16 protein-coding genes are annotated in these 16,581 nt (G+C 31.6%); 10 read left to right on the forward strand and 6 right to left on the reverse strand.

What is annotated here, in order from left to right:
• Positions 1–434 precede the first annotated feature (434 nt).
• A complete protein-coding gene (locus JHL18_RS14890; RefSeq protein ID WP_200270569.1) occupies positions 435–1,919 on the forward strand; it encodes a carboxylesterase/lipase family protein in 1,485 nt (494 codons plus the stop codon).
• 77 nt (positions 1,920–1,996) lie between these two features.
• Here JHL18_RS14890 and JHL18_RS14895 read toward each other — a convergent pair whose 3' ends face one another.
• Positions 1,997–2,233 carry a TIGR04540 family protein gene (locus JHL18_RS14895; RefSeq protein ID WP_200270571.1) on the reverse strand — a complete coding sequence of 79 codons (237 nt, stop codon included), beginning with the start codon at positions 2,231–2,233 and terminating at the stop codon, positions 1,997–1,999.
• Between the two features lie 1,101 nt (positions 2,234–3,334).
• On the opposite strand from JHL18_RS14895, the gene JHL18_RS14900 reads away from it, so the two are divergent.
• The 5 genes from JHL18_RS14900 (at position 3,335) to JHL18_RS14920 (ending at position 9,290) form a co-directional block, all read left to right on the forward strand.
• On the forward strand, positions 3,335–4,795 hold the full coding sequence (locus JHL18_RS14900) for a beta/gamma crystallin-related protein (protein ID WP_200270573.1): 1,461 nt from the start codon (positions 3,335–3,337) through the stop codon (positions 4,793–4,795).
• 377 nt (positions 4,796–5,172) lie between these two features.
• Positions 5,173–6,765 (forward strand): spore germination protein, encoded by a 1,593-nt coding sequence (locus JHL18_RS14905; RefSeq protein WP_200270575.1) that lies wholly within the window; start codon positions 5,173–5,175, stop codon positions 6,763–6,765.
• A 4-nt stretch (positions 6,766–6,769) separates the two neighbouring features.
• Positions 6,770–7,963: a Ger(x)C family spore germination protein gene (locus tag JHL18_RS14910; protein ID WP_200270577.1), complete on the forward strand. Its 1,194-nt coding sequence runs from the start codon at positions 6,770–6,772 to the stop codon at positions 7,961–7,963.
• On the forward strand, positions 7,960–8,178 hold the full coding sequence (locus JHL18_RS14915; RefSeq protein WP_200270579.1) for a hypothetical protein: 219 nt from the start codon (positions 7,960–7,962) through the stop codon (positions 8,176–8,178). Before JHL18_RS14910 ends, JHL18_RS14915 begins: the two co-directional genes overlap by 4 nt.
• A gap of 23 nt (positions 8,179–8,201) precedes the next feature.
• Positions 8,202–9,290 carry a GerAB/ArcD/ProY family transporter gene (locus JHL18_RS14920; protein ID WP_200270581.1) on the forward strand — a complete coding sequence of 363 codons (1,089 nt, stop codon included), beginning with the start codon at positions 8,202–8,204 and terminating at the stop codon, positions 9,288–9,290.
• Here JHL18_RS14920 and JHL18_RS14925 read toward each other — a convergent pair.
• From JHL18_RS14925 to JHL18_RS14945, 5 genes are all read right to left on the reverse strand, one after another.
• A complete protein-coding gene (locus JHL18_RS14925) occupies positions 9,287–9,451 on the reverse strand; it encodes a hypothetical protein (protein WP_200270583.1) in 165 nt (54 codons plus the stop codon). The genes JHL18_RS14920 and JHL18_RS14925 overlap by 4 nt on opposite strands.
• Positions 9,452–9,615: 164 nt before the next feature.
• Positions 9,616–11,319 (reverse strand): GMC family oxidoreductase N-terminal domain-containing protein, encoded by a 1,704-nt coding sequence (locus JHL18_RS14930; protein WP_200270585.1) that lies wholly within the window; start codon positions 11,317–11,319, stop codon positions 9,616–9,618.
• 12 nt (positions 11,320–11,331) lie between these two features.
• On the reverse strand, positions 11,332–11,952 hold the full coding sequence (locus JHL18_RS14935; RefSeq protein ID WP_200270587.1) for a hypothetical protein: 621 nt from the start codon (positions 11,950–11,952) through the stop codon (positions 11,332–11,334).
• 216 nt (positions 11,953–12,168) lie between these two features.
• A complete protein-coding gene (locus tag JHL18_RS14940; RefSeq protein WP_243277890.1) occupies positions 12,169–12,867 on the reverse strand; it encodes a YsnF/AvaK domain-containing protein in 699 nt (232 codons plus the stop codon).
• 147 nt (positions 12,868–13,014) lie between these two features.
• Positions 13,015–13,497: a YsnF/AvaK domain-containing protein gene (locus tag JHL18_RS14945; protein ID WP_200270589.1), complete on the reverse strand. Its 483-nt coding sequence runs from the start codon at positions 13,495–13,497 to the stop codon at positions 13,015–13,017.
• Between the two features lie 221 nt (positions 13,498–13,718).
• Between JHL18_RS14945 and JHL18_RS14950 the strand changes: the two genes are divergently transcribed.
• The 4 genes from JHL18_RS14950 (at position 13,719) to JHL18_RS14965 (ending at position 16,422) form a co-directional block, all read left to right on the forward strand.
• Positions 13,719–14,921, forward strand: coding sequence for an MFS transporter (locus tag JHL18_RS14950; RefSeq protein WP_243277891.1), 1,203 nt, complete (start codon positions 13,719–13,721; stop codon positions 14,919–14,921).
• On the forward strand, positions 14,914–15,558 hold the full coding sequence (locus tag JHL18_RS14955) for a TetR/AcrR family transcriptional regulator (RefSeq protein ID WP_200270591.1): 645 nt from the start codon (positions 14,914–14,916) through the stop codon (positions 15,556–15,558). The genes JHL18_RS14950 and JHL18_RS14955 overlap by 8 nt, the downstream gene beginning before the upstream one ends.
• 284 nt (positions 15,559–15,842) lie before the next feature.
• Positions 15,843–16,028, forward strand: coding sequence for a PspC domain-containing protein (locus JHL18_RS14960; protein WP_200270593.1), 186 nt, complete (start codon positions 15,843–15,845; stop codon positions 16,026–16,028).
• 79 nt (positions 16,029–16,107) lie between these two features.
• On the forward strand, positions 16,108–16,422 hold the full coding sequence (locus JHL18_RS14965) for a nucleotide pyrophosphohydrolase (RefSeq protein WP_200270595.1): 315 nt from the start codon (positions 16,108–16,110) through the stop codon (positions 16,420–16,422).
• The last annotated feature ends 159 nt before the right edge of the window (positions 16,423–16,581 follow it).

Below are 16,581 nucleotides of genomic sequence, written 5' to 3' on the forward strand. Positions count from 1 at the left end.
AAAGATTCTACTTTTAAATGATTTCTACCCATAATTCAACCACCTTTCTCCGTATGTTTAGTATTTGAAGAAAAATTGTGGTTATTCAGTATAACTTAAACTTAGACCTAGGATACCTATATATAGATGAACCACTTCATAATTGAACTTATATTTTCAAATTCTCCTCTCAGAACCCATAGGAGTTTTGAAAATAGATTTCGGATTGAAGTGTTTCATCTTTAGATGTACCACTTCGTAATAAAACTTATTATTTTTAAATTCTCTCACCAGAAGCCGTGAGGGTTTTAAAAATAGGTTTCGGTTCGAAGTGGTACATCTTTAACTATTAATTATATAGGGAATTAATATCTTTTAAAGCTAATATATGAGAAACTTTAGAAATTAACTATATAAGAATTATCTAATATGCAAGAGGTTAGGAGCTGTGTATAATGGGGTTGGTAGTTGAGACTAAATACGGAAAAGTAGAAGGTTTTAATGAAGAGGGAATTAATAAATGGTTTGGAATTCCTTATGCTAAGCCTCCTATGGGGAAATTAAGATTTAAAAGGACTGAAAGATGCGTTCCTTGGGATGGGGTGAAAAAAACTAAAAGTCATGGTAATAAGCCCCATCAATTCCTAGACACTAAATTAACAGATATTCCTGCCAGTGAAGACTGCTTATTTTTAAATATATGGGCGCCACAAGGAGCGAAAGACTTACCTGTGTTTGTATGGATTTATGGTGGAGCATATAGCCTTGGTGAATGCTCAGATCCTAACTATGATGGAACTAACTTTGCAAAAGACGGAGTGATTTACGTTGCCTTTAATTATAGACTTGGTGTTTTAGGGTTCTATGATTTTAGCATATATGATGAAAGTTTTGACTCTAATTGTGGCGTCGCTGATCAGATAGAAGCTCTTACTTGGATTAAGGAAAACATTGCTGCCTTTGGTGGAGATTCAAATAATATTACAATAGCCGGGGAATCAGCAGGAGCTGCCTCAGTAATAAATATGTTAGCGGCACCAAAAGCAAAAGGCTTATTTAATAAAGCCATTGCTGAGAGTCCTATACCTGGATGTGTTCATAATCGCTATTCTACAAAGCTGAACATGGATTTATTTTTAAAAGAAATGAAAATAGCACCAGGTGAAGTTTATAAATTGAAAAAACTTCATCCAGACGAAATGAAACATGCTGCAGAGTATTTGCTTTTTAATAATTGTAACTTGTACCCAGGAATATTCTTGCCAGGACCAGTAATTGATGATTTAATACCAAAGTGTCCTATAGATGCCATTTCTAAGGGTTGTGCAAAAGATATTAAGTTGATTATCGGAACAAATCATGATGATGGTTCTTTGTTTGTAAAAGTAAAAACTACAATGTTTCCGAGAAGCTGGGAGCAGGTTGAAAAAATGCTTAAGCTTAATCATTGTATTGATAAAATTGAAGCCTTACATCAGTTATATGACGGGCTTTCTGAAAACAAACAGATGAAAGAGTTGGGTAAAGATAGAGCCTTTCTAATTGATTCAATTAAAGTTGCTGATAGCCAAAGTAGTTACAATGATACTTGGATGTATAGGTTTGACTATGCTCCAATTTTAACTAGATTAGTTGGATTAAAGTCTGTCCATGGCGTAGAGGTTCCTATAGCATTAGACAATCTAGGTAGGGGAATTATTCGTAGATTTTGGAAGGGAGCACCAAGAGAGGTTATGTATAAACTTAGAGATGATATGCATACTGCTTGGGTAAACTTTGCGAAAAGTAGTGATCCTAATAAAGATTTAGATGTGGCATGGCCTAAATATAATGCTGAAGATCGTCCAACTTATGTATTTAATGAACAAAATACAGTTGTTATGAATCCTAGTAATAAAAACTATGAGGTCTGGAAAGACATTAAGCTATATATTAATTGAAATATACTTTCTAATAAATTAAATAAAGGGAATTAATCTTAAGATATAACTTAAAAATTAATTCCCTTGAAAAAATCCTACTTATCTGATTTGTTTGACACTTCATCGATAAGTGCTTTTCTATCTTCACCTAAAAAGTTTGCTAATTTTGTAGGCATAAATCCATTCTTGTATATTCTGTCCTCGTTCTTTTCGATTAGAGTAAGAATAGTACTTTCAAATTTTTCATAAGTAGTTAAGCCCTCTCTGTATGAATCAACTACATCTAATAACTTTGTTGCTAATTCCTTAGGGTTTTTGTATACTGCTTTCATCGTTATACTCCTTCTTATATAGATATGTATTTACTGATAACAGCCTATAATGAATATAAGATTATTATCACACTACATATTCTTAAATATTACATAAATATGATACATTGTTTAGCTGTTTATTGCAAATAAAAATCAAGAATATCTATGTTTTTTTATTCTTTAAGAATTTATAGCTTGATTATACCTATGTATAAAAATGAGTAACGACTTAAAACCTAATGTGGTTCTAAATATATATAGTAAAATGCTTAAAAAGGTGGAATTACTAACATAAAATTAAATTTATGCGTGTTATTTTGCAAATTTTTACGTTTATATAGATGAAGGTACTGGTAATTACAGTGTTGATGAATCAGAATTATTGCTGAAATAGACGAAATAAATGTAGTTATGAGAAAATTATATTATAATGGGTAAAAATATGTTCCTTGTACTTAGATTTAAATAAAAGTTATGAAAAAATATTTTTTAATAAAGCAGGGTGTGAAATAAAGGTTCCATACCCTGAAGTTTTTAATGGAATGAAATTTACATGAAATATGATTACAACCATAAAAAGTAAACTTTTATTTATATATAATATTGTAAAAATAACAATAAATATGATAATATGTAATTAATTGAACAATTCAAATCTATTCTCCAATTAATTTTGTTGCATGCTCGTAAGACGTGTTAAAGCAAAATTATACCATATATCTACTAAATCATACGTTAATAAATCTCTTTCACAATCTAGAAAAAATCATAAAGTATTGAAAATTAAATATATGAATTCAATTTCAATTACTATTTATACATCCATAAATTATATATTAAAACAATATAACTAATATAAAACTGTGTTAATACATTAGATGCTAAGAAAATTATACAAAGCAAAATGGTACATCCATAATAGACAGCATAGGTATCTTTTATAAAACATTAAGATATGTATGTTCTAAAAATCTAGGCTTCTAATTAAATTGGTTGTATTTCAATTTTGTATTTGAGACTTGAGTTAGGAGCTGTGTAAAGGAAGGTGATGTATGGAGAGCTTTTAATTGTAAAGGTTAATTTTGATTTTACACTAAAATAATTAAAAGGGGGAAAAGTATGAAAAAAATATTGAGTTTATCAAATCTAAGAAGTAGTCTTAAAGTAAAAACTATAATATTTACTTTTACTATTATGACATTATTATTATGTTCTGGAGGGACAGTGTTATTGCCATATGGGGGGACTGCATCTGCAGCTACAGCACCTCCAGCAACTTGGCAAGAACATTGGTTTGAGCATAACCAACTTGTTAAACTTGCATATTACAACGATGATGTTGCAATATACCTTGATGATGATTTAAACAAAGCAAATGTGAACTGGGTCAATAATTATACTACAAATCTATGGAAATATGTAAAACAAACCTATGGAACAATGGGAGGAGATGGAAGGTTATACGTAATTCTTCATAACAAATATGGTGGTGGACATCCATCAGAATATTATAGTTCGAGTCATGATTATCGAAATGTTATTGATGTTGGAGGAAGTGATTTTGCAAGTAATACTGGTTGGAATCTAGATGCTATAACCCATGAAGTTGGCCATATAGTAGAACTTGCATCTTATGGAACTCAAGGTTCTCCTGCTTTTAATATATGGAAAGACAGTAAGTGGTGTGAGATATTTAATTATGATGCTTACAATGGTCTTGGTATGACAAGTGAGGCACAAAGAGCCTATAATAATTGTATGAATACTACAGATTCATTTCCAGTAGCAGGAACTGCTTGGTTTAAAAATTGGTTTTATCCAATATGGAGCAAATACGGTAAAGCTACAGTGCTTAATAACTATTTCAAATTGCTTTCACAATATTATCCTAAGGATGTTAATGGCGCATACACAAGAACTATGAATATGGGTGAGTTTGTTTATTTCTGGGGACTTGCTGCCAATACAGACTTAAAAGCACAAGCAACTACTGCATTTGGCTGGACAACAGACTATGAAAGTCAGTTACAAAAGGCTCGCTTAGAGTTTTCTGTATTATCAAAATCGCCTACCTTCTATAAGGATATCAATTATGGAGGTACTAGCGTGTCTTTAACTCCAGGAACTTATACACTAGCTCAGCTTCAAGCTAAGGGGATACCAAATGATTGGGCATCTTCAATAAAGGTTCCAAGTGGCTATACTGTCACAATCTATAATGATGATAATTTTAAAGGTACTTCATGGACTTTAACAGCTGATAATTCTTCTTTAGTTGGACTAGATTGTAATGATCTTATGACTTCAGTAAAAATTACTGCACCTGTAACTGTATATGCTGATGTTAATTATGCTGGGTACGGCATAAGTATACCTAAAGGAACTTATACCCTCAATCAGCTTCAAGCTATGGGGATTCCAAATGATTGGGTTTCATCCATTAAAGTACAAAGTGGAGTTACAGTTGAGGTGTATCAAGACGATAACTTCTTAGGAACAAAATGGACCTTTACAGCAGATGAAGCCAATATGGTTAATAGAGGATGTAACGATGCAATGTCATCAGTTAAGATATATTAAAATATCAAATATATATTTAAAAATATTATAATTTTAAGTAAGCGCTGGAGTATTATTATTTTTTCTAGCGCTTTTTTTGATTCACCCACATAGATAATAAATATGCAAAATGTAGAAGGTATGATGTTGGATTGACAATGTAAACAATCATACTAATAAAGATAAAACTATTATTAATGAAGTTTTGGTTTACAGAGCTTTTATATTTAGGGGGATGGACATAGATATATGAAATAGAAACTATGATAATAGCAATATGTTTAAAAATATTAATTTATTATGAATAGTTACCCACAATATGCCAAATTAATAAGAGAATATTATCACTAATAATACACAAAATATATTTAAATTCTAAATATCGAGGTGTTTTAAATGTGAGTATTTTTTCTAAGGATAACCAAAATTCAAAGCCTCAGTGTAATGAAGAAAAAAATGAAAAAATAGAAGAAAAGCCTTTAAGTAAAGCTATTTCAGATAATCTAAGTACAATACGTCAATTATTTTCTAATTGTAGTGACGTAGTATATAGAGAATTTGTTATAGATTCGATTAAACTCTCTGCAGCACTTGTTTTTATAAATGAACTTGTAGATACACAGTTAATTAATGAAGTTACTATAGCCTCTATTATGGATATTAAGCCTACGACATCGTTAGATAATTCCTCCGGCATTATAGTGGATACAATAAAAACTCGTTTCTTACATACTGCAAATGTAAGTGAAATATCAAATATTCATGTATTAGAAGAAAGTTTATTAAATGGTAGTGCTGTATTATTAGTAGACAAAGAAGATAAGGGTTTAAAAATTGCTATTCCTGGATTTAGAGGAAGAGATATATCTGAACCAACTATTGAAAAAGTTATAAGAGGGCCAAAAGAGGGGTTTACAGAGAATATCAGTGTAAATACTGCAATGCTTAGAAAAAAAATAAAATCTTCTAATCTTAAGGTTGAGAATTCAGTACTTGGAAGGCAAACAAAAACAATAATCCATATTACATACATAGATGGTATTGTTGATGAAAAAGTGCTTAAAGAACTTAAATATAGACTTAGTAAAATAGACACTGATGCTATTCTTGAGAGTGGATATATAGAGCAACTAATTCAGGATACTCCTAAGACCATATTTCCGCAAATTCTCCATACTGAAAGACCTGACAGAGTAGCTGGGGCTATTTTAGAAGGTAGAATAGCAATACTTATAGATGGAACACCCTTTGCCTTGATTGTTCCTACAACTATGGTTCTTTTTTTACAAACCAGCGAAGATTACTCAGAAAGATATATAATTGCTTCATTTATTAGGATTGTAAGATTTATATTTTTTCTAGTCTCATTACTATTGCCAGGTTTGTATGTAGGGATTGTTTCTTATCACAAAGAAATGGTGCCTACTGCATTACTTATCAGTATAATGGAATCTGCTAAAAGAGTTCCTTTTCCAGTGATTATTGAGGCTTTAATCATGGAAGCTACCTTTGAGGCGTTAAGAGAAGCTGGTGTAAGACTTCCAATACCTGCAAATCAAACAGTGGGAATAGTTGGAGCTCTTGTAATAGGAGATGCCGCTGTTAAAGCAGGAATTATTTCATCTATAATGGTTATTATCGTTTCAATAACAGCTGTTGCCTCTTTCGGAATTCCATCCTATGATATGGGATACGCCATTAGAGTTTTGAGATTTGTAATTATTTTCCTTGGAGGATTATTTGGGCTTTACGGAATTTTGCTTGGACTGCTTGTGATATTTATTCATTTAGTATCCTTGAGGTCTTTTGGAGTAAATTATCTTTCACCAATTGCACCTTTAAATTTAAATGAGCTTAAAGACTCTTTTATTAGATTTCCTAAGTGGGCGATGAATAAGAGACCAGGTTCCGCAAATGAAAAAAATCGCCGAAGGCAAAGAGCTGGGTCAAAGCCTGAGCCGCCCAAGAATGATGATGAGGAGTTGAGTTAACAAAATGAAAAGCAAAAATAAAATTATATTGCTCAACATATTAATCCTTGTGTTTTCAACTGTATTAAGCAGTTGTATTGATAAAACTGAATTGAATGAGATTGCTCTTGTTATTGGAATAGCAATTGATAAAGAAGAAGAAGATAATTCTATGCTTGTTACATTAGAACTAGCTAATCCTAGCACAAGTAAACAATCTGATGAAGGATCAGGAGGATCAAATAGTTCAATATTACAAGCAAGTAAAGGAAAAAATCTTGCTGATGCTTTACAAAACTTTACCAAAGTAAGTACATTAAGTATAGATTTTTCACATATTCAAGTTATTGTTATGTCAAAAGAATTATGTATTGAAGGAGTATCTGGAGTTATAGATTACGTTGCAAGGGACCGTCAATTCAGAAACTTGAACTGGATTTTTATGTCAGAAAATAATGCTATGGAGATCTTAAAAACAAAAATAGCTAATGAAGACATAACGTCCTTAGGACTTGCAAATATGATGAATAGAATAAAAAAAAATGGAAGCATACTCCCCATTGACCTCAATAGATTTATTATCGGTTTACAAAGCCAAGCAAAATCAAGTATGGCTCCAGTGATAAGGCTAGAAAAGACAAAGGATGAGCCTGGAGGAAGAATTCAAATAGATAAAACCGCTGTTTTTAAAAAAGATCGTTTAGTAGGTATACTAACTCCAGAGGAATCTAAATATCTAGCATGGTTTTATAGGAAAATAAAAGGCAACTTAGTGGTTTCTCCTATTGTGTCAGCCTCTCAAGATCAAAATGTAATAGTTCAAGTTTTTAAGGAGGACACAAAGATAGAACCCCATATAATAGATGATGAGATAAGTTTTGATATAAAATGTATTGCTACTGTGGAGATGAAGGAAATAACAAATGTAAAACTAGATTCTTTTGTAATAGATAGAATAGAGACTAATACAAAGCAGATACTAGAGGCTCAGCTAAGCCAGCTAATAAATAAATGCCAAACTAATCTTAATGCAGATGTAATTGGATTTGCTGAAATCATATATAATAATCACCCTGAAAGATGGGTGCATATGAAAGAAAATTGGCAAGATATATTTCCTGCTATGAAATATAAAGTTAGTTTTGATGTGACTGTAAGAAAGGTAGGAATGGTTAAAAATCCACCTATTAACGAAGATGAGGAGGAAAATACTCAATGACGATTTTGGTTATACTTTTAGCTCTGATAATTGGCTTTATAGAATGTGGTCCTTTAATTAAAAAAGGAATGAAAAAAGAATCATATACTGTATTGTTTATGTTGTTGTTGGCGATTACTTTTCAAATATGCAGCAAATTTAAGATTTTCACGCCAAAAAACCTGGTAGAAAGTATCCTAGAGCCCATTGGAAGAGCCGTTTTTAGAAAAATGTAAATTTGGAATAGAGGTGTATAAGTTTGGAGGAAAAAGGAATTATAAATACCAATCAATTTATTTGGTTGCTTTTTTGCATAATAACATCTTTTACTGTTTTACATACCCCAGGGATATTGATTATTCAATCAGGAAGGGATGCTGGGCTTTCCATAATTTTAGCATGGATTTTAGATGTACTTCTGGCAGTAGTATATGCATATATGGGGATTAGATTTCCAGGTCAGAATATGGCTCAGTACAGTATGACTATCTTGGGAAAAAGATTGGGTAAGGTTGTAGGTTTTATGTTTCCTCTTTTCTTTTTTTTAGTATCGGTTTTATTGCAAAGTGGTTTTGCTATTTTACTGCATGTTGCTTTTTTTCCTAAGACATCAGTTGAAACAATACTTTTTTGCGCATCAATTACTGTAGCCTATGCAGTTCTTAAAGGGGTAGAGGTTATGGGAAGGGTATGTGAATTTTTAGGCCCAATATTTTTAATAAGCTTAATAGCATTATTTGTGCTTGTTACTCCTGACTTACATTTAGAAAATCTTAAACCACAGCTTGAACATGGATTATATCCCACTATTTCTGGAGCTTTTTTAATTATATCTTTTATAGGCATATGTATTATTATGGGAGTTTACATACCTATTTGTGACCATCCCGAAAATGGTTTTTTTTCTAAGTTTTCGGCTGTGAGCATAGGCTCAATTACTATATTTCTAATAATTATAGCAAGTATAGGAGTTTTTAGTATAACTCAATCAAAGAACATGTTTAGCCCAAGTCTTAGACTGGCTAGATATATTCATATGACAACTTTTTTTCAAAGGCTAGAAGTGGTTTGGTTAATGATTGCAATTGGTGCATTAATTATATCATCAGCTGAAATGATATGGGCGTCTGCTTTACAAACTGCTCAAGTGATGGGATTAAAGAGTTATAAGCCTCTTATTTTACCAACCGTATTAGTATCTTTTGTTTTAGCGGCTACTTCTTTTAGAAATAGTGTTGATTTGTTTAATTTTATTAACTACAGTTATCCTATAATAGCCATGTTTGTTGAAACTGGCTTAGAAATGGCCTTATTCTTTATTGCACTAATATTTAAGAAAAAAGGTTAGCACTGATTAGGAGGGTCATCTTTATTTATGGTATTACGGACTTTATTTTTATATTTATGAAAAAGATGCTTTTGAAATAGAAAAGCAGTTGTGCAACCCAGTAAAATTATTGTTATACCAATAAGTAATGATAGTAGATTACGAAAACCTAGTTTATTCATATGTTTCCTCCTGTAATAATTAATATATTATTATAATTTCCGTTATATATTATTTTTATTAATGGAAATAGGCAGGCTTCGAAATTTTATTGTTTAGCCTGCTTACTTCATATAAATTATTTATTATCTTAATTAAAAAGGAGAGTTGGTCAAATATGACCAAACTAGTCAAAATATTTTTTTGCTAATTTATCAGCAGTACGAGTAGCTAATGCTTGAGTAGTAAGTGTAGGGTTCGGCCCACCTATTCCGTTATATAGTACGCTATTGTCAGCAATATACAATCTTTTAACTTGGTGAGTTTCACAATTTGTGTCAGTAACATATCCCATACGCATTGTGCATTCTAAGTGAATAAATATACCTGGGGGCATGTTATTTCTTATAACCTTTTTAGCGCCAGCTTTCCTAAGAATATCTATACCGATAGCAGTTAGTTTTTCTCTCTTTTCAGCATCTTTTTTGCTTGGTTCATATCTAATTACAGGTATGAACCCGTGTTCATCTTTTAAAACCGGGTCAAGAGTGACTCCGTTTCGTTGATGACAATCGTCATCAATTATTACTAACATACTTAAGGTTCTGGAATACTCTGACATGAGCTCTTTAAGTTCTGGTCCTACTACATTACCATGAGTATACTGAGGACTTTTTGAGAGATTATTGTTTAGGAAGCTGTAACCATCTTCACTAGTTCCATATACTAAGGAACCATGTAACCCAGGAGTAAGTCCAAAGGTAATGAGAATACCGAGGCCAGGATAGTCAAACCTTGCTCCAGAGGTTTGGCCAACGAATGGTAGAGATCCTGGTGTTCCTAATATGTTCATTAAAGTTTTTTCATCAAAAATGCCTGAAACACAGTCAAACCAATGGTTTGATAAACCTCTTCCAACCCATGGGTTATAGGGAAGTTCCGAGTTCATCCATAGTCTTGGTGTTTCAATAGCACCTGCGGACATAACAACAACCTTTGCCCTAAGTTCACCTATTTCACCTGTCCAGGTATCTCTAAATAAAACTCCTACAGCTCTAAGCTCTTGTTTTTTATCTCTTTCTGTTAAAATTTTTGTTACAAAGGTATTAGGTCTAATTTCTACATTGCCAGTTTTAAGTGCAAGAGGGATATAACTTACTAAGGTTGAGCGTTTGGCGATTTTGTCTACAGTAGGACCAGTATTACATCCATTGGCACAATGGCATTTAAGTGTGCATCCTAAGTGAGATTTATCAAAATCAAAATTGGGGTCATTTATGTTTGGATCTGGGTGTAAAATTGAAAGAGGTTGAGGACGATAACCTGGGCTAGTAATGTTATTAGACTTTAATAACTGCCATCCAGCTTTTTGTGCTCCGTAGTAAAAAAGTTCTTCTTTTGGTGTAACTGGTGCAGGCAAAACTGGTAGAGTAGCTTCAACTTTTTCATAGTAAGGAAGCATTTCTTTATATGAAATAGGCCAAATATCATCAATTGATGCTGGGTATGCTCTAGGAGAGTTTGCGAAGTAATGTACTGTAGTCCCGCCTACCCCTGAATTTTGCCATGCGTAACCTCTTTGAGGAATACTCCTGGCCCATGGAGTTTTACTTCTATCTGCTGGCCCCCATCTAAGTTTGCCAGTTATACTATCATTCATATCATTTTCAAGATCAGTGAAACATTTATCATAAATTTCTTTACTCAAGTCATTATAATTTGAGCTGCTTTCGCCACCAGCATCTGTATTTGGATTAGGCCATTTTTTATTTCCGTACCATGGTCCTGCTTCAAGTAAAAGAACTTTAATTCCCTTACTACCAAGTTCCTTTGCTACAACAGCACCGCCTCCGCCTGCACCAATAATTATTACATCAGCGTCAAAAGGCATATTTGTTCACCTCTAATCTGTAAATTTTTTAACTAAATATCCACGCATAACATGATAACCTTTAGAAGGGCCAGGATATTTGATTTGTTCCCAAGATAATGGATAATATTCTAACTTTCTATTATCTGGTGCTTTTAATGCCGTGGTTCCATATCCCGACCATTCAGAATAATAACCTACAATAGTAAGTCGATTTAATGTACTGGTAACTGACAGTATAAAGCCGGGATTATTCGTATATGGATAAGGTAGACTTGATAGATCAACTTTAAGTTCTTCCAAGAGAGTGATTGCAAGGAATCGGTCTACCGGCGAAAGTGCTGCAAAAACACCTGTTATAGGTATTTGATTTAGATTTATAGGTTCAGTATTGCCTCCAATTAAAATTAATTGTTTTGCGGCTTTATTAAGCATAATAGCAGTGGGCTCTGCTAAAGGAATTATATGTGTACCTGTATCATCAGTAAGAGAAAGGTAATTATTTAATGATTTGATTAAATATTGATCTGTTTTTAAGTCTAAGCCGCCCCAAAACTGAATTTCTCCAAGTTTTAAAGCAAGTGGGGGAGTACGAGGAATAAATGCATCCACAAAAGCTTTAAAGGTTTCTGAAGTATGTGGATATTCTGCCATAGATGATTATACCTCCATAAAATTGTTTTATTAACTATAACTAAACTATTATATGTGGTTACAATATATTTAGTGAAAACTTTTTATTAAGTTTAAAGCTTTAAGATATGTTAATTTTAAAGATCTAACTAAAAATTTATTAAAACAAAATAAAAATGCTATATTATAATATAACATTTTTATTTTGTAAGATTCAGTAATTTATTATTTTAGTATTTAAGAACGTTTAGAATGTGATTTATCTGTAACTTTTGGTGAACCAGTTATCTTTACTTTAGGTTTTTCTTTTCTCAAAGTTTCTTCAAAATGTTTAATTTCTTTTATATTCTCTCTATGGATTGATACATCTTCAAGTGCAACCCTATGCTTAGTGAAATCAACTCTTTCCTCATTTAAAGGGATCCTGATGATTTCTGCTGAAGTATCTTGTGGCTTTCCTGTAGAAGAGTTAAAGGTTTGTTTCTCTATCACGAGCTCTTCACGTTGAATAGGAACAGTAAAAGTCTTTTCAACAGTTACAGTTTCTCTATGAGTCTTCACATCACCTGTCTTCATCCAAGTCTTAGCAATATTAAGCTGTTCTTCTTTAAGTTGTAAAGTTTCAGTATCTATATCTTTATAGGTGGTGTTTTTTGACAGTGTTATCCCGTCATTTTGTGAGGCTTTTCCTTGAGTTGAAATAAATTCAATAAAGTCTCCTGTGAGACCACCCAGAATAACTCCAAGCAATAGCCCTGTAATAAGCTCGTTTAGTGGAATAAATGCAAAGGTAGAGTTTAAAGCTGATATTATTAAAAGTCCTGATCTATCCAAAAAACCAAGTATTATTCCACATAAACCACCAACTATCATACCTACAGTGATTCCATTAGATACTTGTATATTTTGATGGTCAGTTGAAGTTTTCTTTTCCATGCCTTTCCCTCCAGTCCATTTATAAAAATCTATTATGGATGCTCATCTTATGTATTTATAATTCTAAAGATATATAACTTAATAATTTAGGTAAGATTTCTATAAAAGCACCCTCAATTATAAATATAAATGAAGGTGCTTCATGAATTATTGTTGTTGATTGTTTTGATTATCTACTATAACAGGATTTCCTACTTTATTTATAGTAGGTTCTTCATGTTTAAGAGTTTGGTCTATATGCTGAGTTTGTTGTACTTCACGTTTATGCGCAGTGACTTCTCCTGTTACTACTGTGTTTTTAGTTACATCTACTCTTTCTTCACTTACAGGTATTCTAATTGAATCTTGCTCCTTTATAGGAGTATTGCATGTTTGATTGTTTAAAGATTTTCTCTCAATTACGACTTCATCATGTGACACTGGTACATCCATGCATTTATGCTCTTCAACAATCTCTTTACCAAGTTCAACCTCGCCTTTTTGTACTTTGTTTTTTGATACATTGAGTTCTTCTTTACGAAGTTCAACTCTTGCATCATTTTTTCCTTGTTTTGCATTGCCAGCAGCACTGCTTGTGGCTTTGTTTGAGGTATTATCGTCATCTCCAAATAATCCGCTAAATATTCCCATGATAGACACCTCCATAAAATTTTTATATTTGATACGTTAATATATTTTCCTCATAGCATATTTAATATCCTGTTCGAATGTTGGAAAATGAGAAAGAAATAGTCTAAAAAATTGATGGTTGAAGTTTACATATAAATGAAATGCTTGTATAATTATTTACTGTGAGTAAATGGTTTACTACGAGTAAAATATTATTTTTCTATAATTTTGGAGGTGCAATATTGAAAAAACAATATATTCATACTAAGTTTCCTTTGTTTATACTTATGTTAAACCTATTTATAGCTTTATTGGGACAAGGCATGGTGATTCCTATTTTACCGGATTATCTTAAACAATTTAATGCAGCTGGCTCTGCGGCAGGGTATTTGGTTGCTGCATTTGGAGCAGCGCAGTTTCTATTTTCTCCAATTGGTGGGAGGCTTTCAGATAAATATGGAAGAAAAAAACTTATATTAGCAGGTTTGTTTCTTACTGTGATTTCAGATTTTATATTCGCAATTTCACATGTATTATTTGAGTTATATATTGCACGTTTTATTGGTGGAATAGGTCTAGGAATCATGGTTCCATCCGTTCTAGCTTATGTGGCAGATGTAACTACAAAAGAAACTAGAGCAAAAGGAATGGGATATTTGAGTGCGTCTATGAATCTAGGAATGGTGATTGGACCAGGTATAGGTGGTGTTATAGCACAATTTGGAATAAGAATCCCTTATTTTTTTGCAGCGGGATTAGGACTTGTAGCAACCCTATTAACAATTGTGCTGCCAGAAACACTTTCTGTAGAAAAAAGAAATACTTTGAAATTAAAAGAAAAACAGGAGTCAATTGTAAAACAGTTTAAACAATCTGTACATACTCCATATTTTAAGTATCTATTATTAATATTTGTTATGACTTTTGGGTTGGTAAATTATGAAACTGTATATTCATTATATGTGCAACAGAGATACGGCTTTTCAGCTGATAAAATATCTATTTTGATAACTTTAGGGGCTATTATTGGAATTATTACTCAAGTAGTACTAATAGATAAAGCGATTAAGATTTTTGGAGAATATACACTTATAAGGTTTTCACTAGTTATATCAGCTGCAGCATTATTGTTAATGCTTATAAAGGTCAATTTTATATATTTATTAGGAGTTTCTTCAATATTTTTTGCATTTAACTCCTTCTTGAGACCAACGGTAAATACTTTGCTTGCAAATGAAGCAGGTGATCAGCAAGGATTTGTTTCAGGACTTAATACTACCTATACAAGTATAGGAAATGTTATTGGGCCGATACTGGCTGGAAACTTATTTGACAGTCATATAAATTTACCATATACTGTGGGTAGTTTCATACTTATTGGAGCAATGTTTTTGACTAAAAGTAATAAGGAAATTAGTAAAAATGAGGTAGTTAAAAATGAGTGAGTCCTGGCATAAAATCTTAAGAAATAAGAATCGTTTGGAGATAATAACAGCTGGTAGAGAGCTTTTTCTTAAAAATAATTTCATAAATGTAAATATTAAAGATGTTTGTATGAAAGCAGGAGTGAGTAGAGTTACCTTTTACAAACATTTTAAATCAATAGATGATCTAATATTTGAAGTGCAAATAGATATTTTACAATGTATGACTGACACAATATCTGAAGCTAGTACAGTTGGAACTAGTGGATTAGAAAAGCTTAAGAATATGCTTTATTCATGGGTAAACTTTGCGAGAGAAAATAAGGATCAAATGAAGTTTATAACCTTGTTTGATATATATTATGAAGCCTATGATTCAAATGAAGAATTAAAAATTAAATATGAAAACTTTACTAAATTAGAATCTAATAATTTTTTAGATAATATTATACGTAGTGGTATTGAAGATAGGTCTTTTAAAAAAGATATTAATGTCATGAAGACAGGATTTTATATATTTCAAACAATGATGGGAGTATTGCAGAGAGTGAGCTATACCAAAATACCTGTTGATTGCGAAGGTATAACTTCAGATGATATAGTACTATCAATCATAGATATGATTATAAATTCTGTGAAAACTGAGAAAAATACTTAGGATTCTATAACTTTCGTGTAATAAATATAGGAATATATATTTACCTTTTTTTATATATTATTACATTATTATGGTATATAATTATTGAATAAGAAATATAACTGCTATATATTATGTATAAACACATTTATATTGTATAATTTCTGATGATTAGATTATAAATGTTAAATGTACAGATATATTATTTTTAAAACTCTCACAGTTTTCGGTGAGAGAATTTAAAAATAATAAATTTTATTACGAAGTGATATATCCGTAACCATAATTAAAACGAGGAGGACTATATGAATAAAAAGTTATACAAGTCAAATTCTAATCGAATGCTTGCAGGTGTTTGTGGTGGAATAGCTGAATTTTTTGATATCGATGCAACAATTATACGTGTACTATGGGTATTATTTGGATTAGCAGCTGGAAGTGGTATTTTAGCATACATACTTTGTGCATTTATAATTCCAAGTGAATATTAATTAACAAAAAGTCTTTTGAGCTATATGGGTCTCAAAAGGCTTTTCGATTTGAGAGTATATAAGTTAAGGAGAAAAACTAATGAATGATGTAATTGAAAGGATAAGAAAATTCAGAAATGATAGAGAGTGGTCACAATTTCATACTCCTGAAAACTTGGCCAAAGCTATAAACATAGAAGCAGGTGAGCTTTTAGAGCATTTTCTTTGGGATAATAATTATAATAAAGAAGAAGTGTGTGATGAGCTTGCAGATGTACTTGTTTACTGCATACATATGGCAGATGCTTTAGATGTAAATATTGAAGATATAATAAACAAAAAGATGAATAAAAATGAGGAAAAGTACCCGGTTGAGAAGGCGAAAGGTAATAGTAAGAAATATACTGATTTATAAAGAAAGATTATATTTGAGTTGTATTAAATTAAGGTATAGGTTTACAAAATATTTTAATTTGTGTATCAGAGGATTAGCATTGCTTTTTTGTTGAAAAGCAATGTAATGCATGTCCGCAATAGTATAACAACATTTATTTAATACATATGTATAGTGCTT

The organism is Clostridium yunnanense (assembly GCF_016595795.1).
Taxonomy (GTDB): Bacteria; Bacillota; Clostridia; order Clostridiales; family Clostridiaceae; genus Clostridium_AR; species Clostridium_AR yunnanense.

Excerpts from the sequence above, each read along its gene's own strand:
- JHL18_RS14900 (WP_200270573.1), top strand. The coding sequence starts at position 3,335 with ATGAAAAAAATATTGAGTTTATCAAATCTAAGAAGTAGTCTTAAAGTA.
- JHL18_RS14915 (WP_200270579.1), top strand. The coding sequence starts at position 7,960 with ATGACGATTTTGGTTATACTTTTAGCTCTGATAATTGGCTTTATAGAA.
- JHL18_RS14965 (WP_200270595.1), top strand. The coding sequence starts at position 16,108 with ATGAATGATGTAATTGAAAGGATAAGAAAATTCAGAAATGATAGAGAG.
- JHL18_RS14910 (WP_200270577.1), top strand. The coding sequence starts at position 6,770 with ATGAAAAGCAAAAATAAAATTATATTGCTCAACATATTAATCCTTGTG.
- JHL18_RS14890 (WP_200270569.1), top strand. The coding sequence starts at position 435 with ATGGGGTTGGTAGTTGAGACTAAATACGGAAAAGTAGAAGGTTTTAAT.
- JHL18_RS14930 (WP_200270585.1), bottom strand. The coding sequence starts at position 11,319 with ATGCCTTTTGACGCTGATGTAATAATTATTGGTGCAGGCGGAGGCGGT.
- JHL18_RS14895 (WP_200270571.1), bottom strand. The coding sequence starts at position 2,233 with ATGAAAGCAGTATACAAAAACCCTAAGGAATTAGCAACAAAGTTATTA.
- JHL18_RS14925 (WP_200270583.1), bottom strand. The coding sequence starts at position 9,451 with ATGAATAAACTAGGTTTTCGTAATCTACTATCATTACTTATTGGTATA.
- JHL18_RS14955 (WP_200270591.1), top strand. The coding sequence starts at position 14,914 with ATGAGTGAGTCCTGGCATAAAATCTTAAGAAATAAGAATCGTTTGGAG.
- JHL18_RS14935 (WP_200270587.1), bottom strand. The coding sequence starts at position 11,952 with ATGGCAGAATATCCACATACTTCAGAAACCTTTAAAGCTTTTGTGGAT.
- JHL18_RS14960 (WP_200270593.1), top strand. The coding sequence starts at position 15,843 with ATGAATAAAAAGTTATACAAGTCAAATTCTAATCGAATGCTTGCAGGT.
- JHL18_RS14945 (WP_200270589.1), bottom strand. The coding sequence starts at position 13,497 with ATGGGAATATTTAGCGGATTATTTGGAGATGACGATAATACCTCAAAC.
- JHL18_RS14940 (WP_243277890.1), bottom strand. The coding sequence starts at position 12,867 with ATGGAAAAGAAAACTTCAACTGACCATCAAAATATACAAGTATCTAAT.